Here is a 6,507-nt window from a genome sequence, read left to right on the forward strand (position 1 = left end):
AATATACGAGTGAAAATCCAACAGTACCGTTAAGTAGTTGGCGATTGCTTTGCATTGAACCCATATAGAGGAAAGCCCCCTAAATGGGTTCAATGCCGATTACGTCTGCCGCTATTCTCTAAACTTCATTTCTTGTAGTAATGATGTGCTCATAATGGTCCGATACTCCGCACGATCACCACTTTCACTTTGCATTTTATCCATGCTTTTCTTAACCCAGTCCAGATACTTCTTCCTGCGTTGCTCGTTCTCTTCGACTGACGCCATATTTTTAAATACGCGTACAATATAAAGATCAGGCTCATCGGAACGTGAATGCACATTGCTGATGATATAGTAATCCTCAAGCCAGCCTTCAGACTTGGAAAATTCAAGGTTTTCACGCCATTCACTTGCTAACCACTTGGCATATTTCAACCCAGCTCCATCCGCTACTTTGACGCCTGTAACCTCCCAATAATTTCCACCAATAAACGGTGGCTCATCATCAGCATAAACATGTTGCATCGTAAACATACTGAAAAAGAAAAACAGCAGACCTGTTAATAAGTTAGTATTCATATTCGTCTCCGAAATGGGCACCCAAAATTGAGCACCAGAGTTAAACAGACTAGTTTAGATTACTCATTTGTCTAACTCACAAGCCAAACAACTTAAAGCTCAAACAGCCCATGAGAAAAATATAAGCATTTCAGCGATTAGATTGGAATATCAGTCTCTCATCGGAGCGATTTTTATAACCCCAAAGAAATCTTTAGACACCCATCATTAAATTTCTATAATCAGTGGATAGTCGAAGAATAAATAAAAAATTACTCAGACACCCATGGTTAAATATCAATAATCGCGAAAAGGCACTGTCATCTACAGCGATTATTAAGACACCCACTTAGCGTCTATGTTTTTTTCATCAAAAAACGCCAAACGGAGCCGTTCGAGTTTCGGGGAAGTGAAGATCAGGTCTTAATAAAAAAGCGAGATGATTTTTTGGTCGTTAATTGCAATAAAAGCCAGCACGAGGCCCAGACCAGGCTCATTACCTGTACCGTCTAATATAGACAGCCATCATTAAATGGGACAAAACCAGTGCATCGATTATTGAGTCACATCAACTCCCGAAACACGCAAAAGTCCCTTGAGGCATTACAATTCGTATTTAATATTAACCCGTGTTGGCTGAGGAATCGCTTTTAACAAATAAACCTGAAGAACCTGCGAGGGTCATTACAAAAAATAGACATCACCAACCACAGTCTATGACTTTTAAAATCTTTATAGGCTAAATTTTTATTTTCCGAACAATTTTAGACTACTCAATAAATTGGGCCGTCGAATTCGATCTTGAAGTTCACAGAAATGACTTAACGATGAACATTGTCCAACAGCTCCTTTAAAATGAGTTTCAAACCTAGTGGTTAGATTCAGCCAATTTTGAGAAGAAATATTTAATCTTGATAGGATATTTGGTAGGTGACTATCTATGTATCCGGAGTCTTTATCTCGTATAGAACGTCCGGTTAAATCGACTAATTCAATATAGTCTTGAACTGAAAATGGTAAACAACAGTTCAATTGCTCTTTAGAGCTACTGTCGAATGTCATCAACTTTTGTGGCTGTTTACCACGTATTGCAGCACTGATGCGTTGTTGGATGCTCGTGTACTTTGAAGATTCTGGTGTTTTAGATTGACCAGCTCTGATTGGATTCAGATCTACGTAAGCCATACAGGCTAGAAGCGCAGCTTCATCCAACAGTGCTTGACTGGTAAATCGCCCTTCCCAAAAACGCCCAGTGCAATCATCTTCAGCATTGGCCATTCTTGCAATTGGCTCATTTAGAAGCCTCATAAACCAGCTAACATCAAACAAGCGCTTTCGATAGATGTCTATGCAGCTTTTTAACGTCGATTCCTGATAGCCCTCTACTTGGCCATTATTTTCAAATTGACGAGTAATTTCGGTGCCTTTACAGACCTGATGCCAGCGAAGAACGACTTGCCGGTCGGTCAGCTGCAAAGCTTCTTTTCTATTGATATGAAGCACTAGATGACTATGATTACTCATTACAGCATAGGCACACACATCGATACAAAATACCTGCGCCAAAAACAATAGCCTTTGTTCAATCCAGCCCCTACGATGCTCATAACTGATATTGGACGCTTTATCTACTCCGCATAAGTACGCTCGTCGTACACAACGACTAATGCAATGATAATATGGTGTGGCCTGCAGACACACTTGCTGTTTTCTTGCGGTTGGCATGTTTCCTTTCCTTGGAATTTATTCTTAAGTACTAGCGTAGCCGCCTTTTTTAAGTTGTGTTAGAGGAATGCATGATTGGGTGTCTAAGTTATGGCTAACTGTGGTGTGAACGATGGGTGTCTAAGCAAGCGTGTCTCCGCAAGCTGAATAACAGGTTAATCGACGAAGTTTAGAGGGTGGGTGTCTTGTTAGTAATTAGTAAATACATTAAAGGGATGAATCGTTGGGTGTCTAAATTAAGTTTTTGAGAGGGTGGATACAAAAAAAGCAGTAGCCTTTTGAGCTACTGCTTAATACCTAAAACGGGTTTGTTTATTTAAGCTTTTTCAATGGTTCGACTTTCGGGATCAAGATCCAAACTGCCGCCATCGCAATAATTGCCAAAGACGCGCCGATAACAAACGCTGGTGTGTAGTTACCGTCAGCGGTTAAAATTGGAACCAGTGAAGTTAAACCAACCGCACCAAGTTTCGCCGCCATGCCAGAAAGACCAGCAAGCGTACCCACCGACTTCTTACCAAGTAAGTCACTCGGTAGTGTCTGAACATTACCAATTGCCGTTTGGAAACCAAACAAGATAACCGCCATGATTAATACCGCAACAACAGGTGCACCAGGGTTCGCCATGGCAAGCAATGCTGGCAACATGATCAAACAACCTAAGGTGATAGTCAGTTTACGGGTTTTATCGGTATTCCAACCGGCTTTCAGGCGATTTTGTGCCAATAATCCACCAAACCAAGCACCGAACATTGCGCCCACATAAGGGACCCAACCATATATGCCGATAGATTTTACATCCATGCCATACACTTCGTTTAGATAAATCGGGATCCAAAAAACAAATAACCACCAAATTGGGTCGATTGCAGCAGAGGCGATAATGACACCCCAACTTTGTTTACGGGAAAGTAGCTCGCCGGTTGACGGATTGTATTCCTCTTCCTCGACGTCACTTGAACTTTCATCCGTATCACCACGCCTTTGACCGGTTAAGATATATTCACGTTCTTCTTCGGTGATCCAAGGGTGAGCACCTGGTGGCGCTTTGACTAAGATTAACCAAGGTATAAGCCATAACAGACCAACCAAACCAACGATCACGAAGACCATCTTCCAGCTGAAATATACGGTTAAAAATGCGATCAATGGAATTGCAATAATGCCACCAATAGCGGCACCTGAGTTGAAGATACCTTGCGCTAAAGCACGCTCTTTGGTTGGAAACCATTCGGCGTTACCTTTGGCAGCACCAGGCCAGTTACCCGCTTCCGCAACACCTAAAATGGCACGGAAAAAACTAAAACTTAATACGCCTTGCGCAAAAGCATGGGCAACGGTTGCTAATGACCAAACACCAATCGATAGTACAAAACCGATACGGGTACCGACCCAGTCAAATATCTTACCAAAGATAGCTTGACCAAAGGCATAGGCGAAAACGAACACAATCGAGATATTCGCATAAATTTGCTTACGCTCTAATGCCGATTCATCTGGGAATAAGTCTTCAACGATATCTGGCCACAATACACTCAGTGCCTGACGGTCAATGTAGTTGATGATGGTAGCTAATGCGATTAGCGCAATCACCCACCAACGTAATCCTTTAACTTGCATATTATTATTCCTTTTGATTACTCGACAAAGTCTTCGCGTGCCGGGCTAAAGGTATCAATCAAAATACCACCGGTTGGAGAAACTGCACCATGCTCAACATTAGGTGGGATCAAACAGCTATCGCCTGGTTTTAATATTTTCACCACACCACCAACGTTAAAATGAAACTCACCTTCTTCAACGTAAGTGACCTGTGAGTGGCGATGCTTATGGACATAGCCTTCTGCACCTTTATCGAACCAGACTTTCACAGCCATTAATTCATGGTTGTAACCAAGCATTTGACGTTTTAAACCACCGCCTAAATCTTCAATCTCAGTTTCGTTGCCAAATAAAAAATGTTCACTTTGCTTATTCATTTTTTCATTCCTAATAGTTAATCAGTACGTAACGACGAATCGATCATTTTGTTGTTTATGAACGATCATACTTCTTAATTGAACGCTCGTTTTTCAGAACGATGTTTGTACCAATAGCTTGTGTAATAACGAATAAAGGCGCGGTAACTGCACTATCTCGAAAGAATACAGAAAACTCGCGCCTCAGGTAAATCTAATCTCTAATTACTTTTTAAGTTCACGAAAGTAATCAAAAATTTCTGGAACGTTACCGTTACCCATGCCAGCATCAAATGCAGCTTGCAAGTTAGAAGAAGAACCTTCTGCTATTTTCGAAACAGTACCTAGGTCTTCAACCATTTTTAAGAAATAGCCAAGGTCTTTGTTGGCATTAGCAATTGAGAAACCAAGATCGCTGTTGTTATCAACGGCGTAGTTTTTACAAAATTGCATGAATGGAGAATTTGAAGGACCTGTCGACATAATATCGAAAAGTTGTTGGCGATCAACACCAGCCAAATCCGCCACTGCGAATGCTTGTGACATTGCACAAACCGTCGTCATACCCATAAAGTTATTGATAAGCTTAGTCGTGTGACCTGCACCTAGAGCGCCCAGGTGGAAAACGTTTTCACCCTGTTCATCAAGAACTGGCTTCACTTTGTTAAACGTATCGATATCACCAGCAGCCATAATGTTCAGTAAACCATCTTTCGCGTGTGCCGGGGTACGACCTAATGGGGCATCAATCATGCCAACGCCTTTAGCAGCTAAATCAGCACCGATTTTTTGTGTTGACGTTGGGATAGATGTACCAAAGTCAATTAATACGGAACCTTCTTTAATACCGGCTAAAATGCCTTCATCACCGTAAACCACTTTCTCAACGATTGCAGAAGTGGTCAAACAAAGCATGACGATATCACTGTTCTGAGCAAGTTCTTTAGCAGAATTTGCAGCAGTTGCGCCACGAGCAACACATGCTGCGACCGCATCTTTATTAAGGTCCATTACGTTTACCGTAAAGCCTCTGTTTTGTAAATTTTCGACCATATTGCCGCCCATAAGGCCTAGGCCGATGAAACCAATGACAGGTTTAGACATACTTTAACTCCTGAATCGTTTAGTTCACGCGGTTAACAGCCAGATATACTATTGGCTCAAAAATGCGCAAAATTACGTTTACTGTTACTTTAACTAAATTAAACAATGCTTCTGGTAACAACGAATGACCACAGCATTATACTTTACTTGTCTTTTTAATGCGCTTTACACAGCCACTAAAAAGTAAAACAATCAATAAATAGCGAATTATTTACATTGATGACGAGCAATCGCAGACGACAACAACTTATTCCTAACTACCGCCCATCTGGCTTTTTGTTAAGCGTAATGTACTTTATTCTCTAATCATTGATTTTAAATACATATAAGCGCTCATTCAAACAATAGGTAAAACAATTGTCAAGCATTTTGGTTAACCACTTTGTTTTACTCTCATCACCACACATAAAAACCATCATTACCAATATTACGCCAACAGTCTTAAATAAAAGCTTATTCCAAGGGATATTACTAACTATAAACCCCGTTTTGCATACGTTAATTAATGAAAACAGAATGATATTTTCCACTTAACAATTTCTACTCAAGCCGACACTTATAACAGTGTGCGTATTTTTTATTGCTCTAAATCATCCAATTTAATGGTTCTGTCTAATATCTAAACACTTTTTACCGATTTATTTGTGTTTAGTCGCCGGCGAAACTTGCTACTACTCCCGCAATCATAGGGCTGCAGGCACCTCTCTGCATAGTTTAATCACTTACAACGTAAGCTTAAAAACATAAATCCAATCGGTATTTTTCCATGACGTTGTGGCCAAGCGCACAAAAATGGGGCAAATGGTAATACCATATACGTAAATTATTTGTGAACTTTGTAATACCATTTCTTGACCATCGGTTTACAATGTGTAATCTTTAACCAATCCAAAGATGGATGAAAACACTATAAAAATAATCTAAGGGGAGAACCATGAAATTTAAACTTTCACAGGTTTCATTAGCAATGCTTTCTGCGTCGACCATGGCATTCGGATCCATGGCTTACGCACAAGAAGCAGAAGAGACAACACAAGATATTGAAGTTATTGAAGTTTCCGGCATTCGTTCAGCACTTACCAACGCCGTCGCAGAAAAACAATCTGCCAATAACTTAAAAGAAGTTATTCAAGCCGTTGATATCGGTAAACTGCCTGACCAAAACCTTGCAGAAGTACTG

At 40.6% G+C, this 6,507-nt stretch carries 6 protein-coding genes; 1 reads left to right on the forward strand and 5 read right to left on the reverse strand.

Translation table 11 applies throughout. The features are described from left to right. Window positions 1-111 precede the first annotated feature (111 nt). The 5 genes from FE810_RS16125 to FE810_RS16145 all read right to left on the reverse strand — a co-directional run bounded on the left by FE810_RS16125 (window position 112) and on the right by FE810_RS16145 (window position 5,327). The gene (locus FE810_RS16125) at window positions 112-561 is read right to left on the reverse strand and encodes a hypothetical protein (RefSeq protein WP_138321553.1); all 450 of its coding nucleotides are present in this window, start codon (window positions 559-561) and stop codon (window positions 112-114) included. Between the two features lie 726 nt (window positions 562-1,287). Continuing rightward, window positions 1,288-2,265, reverse strand: coding sequence for a transposase (locus FE810_RS16130; RefSeq protein WP_138321555.1), 978 nt, complete (start codon window positions 2,263-2,265; stop codon window positions 1,288-1,290). A gap of 312 nt (window positions 2,266-2,577) precedes the next feature. Then, entirely contained in the window at window positions 2,578-3,885 is a 1,308-nt protein-coding gene (locus tag FE810_RS16135; RefSeq protein ID WP_138321557.1) for an MFS transporter, read from the reverse strand. Window positions 3,886-3,902: 17 nt separating this feature from the next. Beyond that, window positions 3,903-4,244, reverse strand: coding sequence for a cupin domain-containing protein (locus tag FE810_RS16140; RefSeq protein ID WP_138321559.1), 342 nt, complete (start codon window positions 4,242-4,244; stop codon window positions 3,903-3,905). Window positions 4,245-4,448: 204 nt separating this feature from the next. After that, window positions 4,449-5,327: an NAD(P)-dependent oxidoreductase gene (locus FE810_RS16145; protein ID WP_138321561.1), complete on the reverse strand. Its 879-nt coding sequence runs from the start codon at window positions 5,325-5,327 to the stop codon at window positions 4,449-4,451. A 934-nt stretch (window positions 5,328-6,261) separates the two neighbouring features. Here FE810_RS16145 and FE810_RS16150 point away from each other — a divergent pair. Next, the coding region (locus FE810_RS16150; protein ID WP_138321563.1) for a hypothetical protein at window positions 6,262-6,507 on the forward strand (246 nt) is incomplete at its 3' end.

The organism is Thalassotalea litorea (assembly GCF_005843925.1).
Lineage (GTDB): Bacteria > Pseudomonadota > Gammaproteobacteria > Enterobacterales > Alteromonadaceae > Thalassotalea_A > Thalassotalea_A litorea_A.